This is a genomic window from Streptomyces torulosus, from assembly GCF_001419765.1.
GTDB classification, from domain to species: domain Bacteria; phylum Actinomycetota; class Actinomycetes; order Streptomycetales; family Streptomycetaceae; genus Streptomyces; species Streptomyces torulosus.
The window spans coordinates 1-2,684 of the sequence record NZ_LIRK01000316.1; the positions used below are offsets into that span (position 1 = coordinate 1).

The window sequence follows — 2,684 nt, forward strand, 5'->3', positions numbered from 1 at the left end:
GAAAGTCCTGTGCGGTGCCCGCGGTGTCCGGTGCGTGCTCTCGGCGTGCCGGACGAAAGCCCTCGTACTGGACGTACTTGGGCTTTCGGCCGGTGCGGCGAGAGGGCGTGCCGGGCGCCGTGGGTGCTGTGCGGGACTTTCGAAACACCCCCTAGTCACCGCCCGAGCGGTTCAGGCGGTGGACGGCTCGGGCGGTGTCGCGGGCCTCCCGCTCGGCCTCGGTCAGGGCTGCGGTGGCCGTCCGCCGCCTCTCCTCGGCCTGCCGCTGCCCCTTTTCGGCACGGTCGAGGTCCTCTTCGGCATGGCCCGCGTGCTCCTCGGCGCGACCGACCTGCTCCTGGGCTCGTGCGAGGGCTTCCCGCGCCTTGCGGAGCTGCTGCTCGGCGGCGGACACCTGGCGCCGCGCCCGGTCACGCTGGTCACGGGTCCGCCGCAACGTCGCGTCGACGTCCTCCGCTTCCGCGCGCCGGTCGCCGAGCCGCCGTTCGGCGACCTCGGCCGCCTCCCGGGCCTGAGCGAGCCGCTGTTCCCGCTCCGCCTGCTGCTCCCTCTCCAGCCGCAGTTGCCGTTCACGGCGGCGCTCGGCGAGTTCGTCCTTCCCCCCGCGGTCGCGCGTCGACGCCGCCGACGGCTCGGCGGGAGCGGACCGCTTCCCCTTCGCGGGGGCCGGTCGCTTCGCCGTCGCACGGGCGGGCCGCTTCGCCGTCGTGGGGGCCGCGGCGGCCGGTTCGCTGTCGGAAGAGAGGGTCGACGGCGGGGCAAGGGCTGTTTCCAGCCGACCTCCGGACCAGCGCCGGGCGGCGTCCGCGTCGGCCAGCACGGCGCGCAGCGTGGACTCGACCTCCTGCAGCACCGAGCCGGACAGCGGCTGCCCGGCCGTCCGGGCGAGCCCCGCGGCCTCCCGGGACAGGGCGGCGACGACCCGACGCCGCCGGTCGGACAGCTCCTTGAGGCCGCCGGGGTCCAGCGTGCGGTACGCCTCGCGCAGCGACTCCCCCAGCTCGAGGAACTGCCGGCTCTCCTCCGGGCGGGAGCGCAGCAGCAGATTGGCCGCCCAGGCCGCCAGGGTGGGGCGACGAGCACCCCGGATGGCCCGCGCGTCGTCGCCGCGACCGGACGTCCTGGCGGCGGCCGCCCATACCTCCCGGCGGCCGACGAAGTCCGACGGCGGGGTCACATACAGCTCGTCGAGCACCGTCTCGACGTCGGGGCCGTCCGGCCGGTCGGGCCTGTCGGACCCGTCGGCCTCCCGGCGCCTCACCCGCTTGCCTGGCATGATCCCCAGCCTGCACCGGACCGGGCGACCTCGCACATCGCACGATGATTATCGGATAAAACCACCCTTTCTGATTCTCGTCGGAAGCCCCTCGCGCCGAGCGTTGACCACCCTTAGTATCGACACGAACACTGTCGGTGATTATCCGCGGGCCAGGGGGGCGTCATGCGCGGGCATTTCCGCACACTGCTGCGCCATGTCGCGTATCCGGTCCTGCTGGCCGCCCTGGTGGCCACGGCGATCGCCGCACTGCACCTGCGCTGGGACCTCGGCCGGGTGAGCCAGCTCTTCCTCGTCGGCACCATCGCCTACTTCACCCTGCTCGAACGGCTGATCCCGTACGAGCGGGAATGGGCGCCGAGTGCCCGTGAATGGGGCTGGTACGGCGTCTACTTCGTCCTCACGACGACCGGCGGGGCCCTGGCCCAGCTACCGGTGGCGGCCATCGTCGGCTGGGCCGCGCCACGGCATCCGGCCCTGCCACTCTGGGCGGAGATCCCGCTGGCGCTGCTCCTCGGCTCGCTGGCCAACTACCTGATCCACCGGTGGTGCCACACCAGCCCCCGGCTCTGGCGGCTGCACGGTGTGCACCATGTGCCCGACAAGGTGAACGTCGGGAACAACGGGGTCAACCACCTGCTGGACGTCGTGCTCACGCAGGGCGTGGTGCAGTGCTCACTCGCCCTGGCCGGCTTCTCGACCTCGACGGCCTTCGTGATCGGCCTGTTCGTGGTCACCCAGGGCTACTTCGTGCACGCCAACATCGACGTCCGGATCGGCCCGCTCAACCACGTCCTCGCGGGACCCGAGCAGCATCGGCTGCATCACAGCGTCGACCTGTCGGAGGCCGGTCACTACGGCTCCGAACTCTCGGTCTGGGACCACGCGTTCGGCAGTTTCACGTGGCGGCCCGGCCGGCGGCCGGTCGCCGTGGGCCTGCGGAACCCGGCGGACTTCCCCCGGACCGGCGAGGTGGTCGCGAGCCACCTCCAGGCATGGCGCCGGCCCGCGCGTCCCGACAGCTCCCCCACCGGCCCGGCCGGGGTGAGCCGACCAGCCCAGTAGCACCTCGACCAACCCCGTAGCACCTCGACCAACCCCGCAGCACCCCGGCCCACCCGGCCGGACCACCAGCACCCCGGCCCGCCCGGCGTATCCGGCGGACCAGCAGCTCATCGTCCGACTGTCCGCTCCACCCGTGACCTCCGCCCTCCGCCCCTACGGCTGCCATCGGCCTCCGGCCGGTACGGCTCGACGGCTCGGCGGCGCGGCCACCGTCCCCTGCGCGCGCGAACGCCCCCTGATCGCGTCGCCCGCGCGAACGAAGCGTCCGAAGGACTCGCCCATGACGGATTCATGCCTCGTCCCCTCCCCACACCCGACCCCCACCTGCCTCTTATACACACCC

At 73.1% G+C, this 2,684-nt stretch carries 2 protein-coding genes; one reads left to right on the top strand and one right to left on the bottom strand.

Going from position 1 to position 2,684, the window contains the following annotated elements; translation table 11 throughout:
• Positions 1-151: 151 nt before the first annotated feature.
• Positions 152-1,276 carry a hypothetical protein gene (locus AOK23_RS22040; protein ID WP_055714411.1) on the bottom strand — a complete coding sequence of 375 codons (1,125 nt, stop codon included), beginning with the start codon at positions 1,274-1,276 and terminating at the stop codon, positions 152-154.
• Positions 1,277-1,441: 165 nt separating this feature from the next.
• Between AOK23_RS22040 and AOK23_RS22045 the strand changes: the two genes are divergently transcribed.
• A complete protein-coding gene (locus AOK23_RS22045; RefSeq protein ID WP_055714412.1) occupies positions 1,442-2,341 on the top strand; it encodes a sterol desaturase family protein in 900 nt (299 codons plus the stop codon).
• Positions 2,342-2,684 lie beyond the last annotated feature (343 nt).

What these genes read in the sequence shown, in the direction of transcription:
- AOK23_RS22040 (WP_055714411.1), bottom strand. Translation starts at nt 1,276, where the DNA reads ATGCCAGGCAAGCGGGTGAGGCGCCGGGAGGCCGACGGGTCCGACAGG.
- AOK23_RS22045 (WP_055714412.1), top strand. Translation starts at nt 1,442, where the DNA reads ATGCGCGGGCATTTCCGCACACTGCTGCGCCATGTCGCGTATCCGGTC.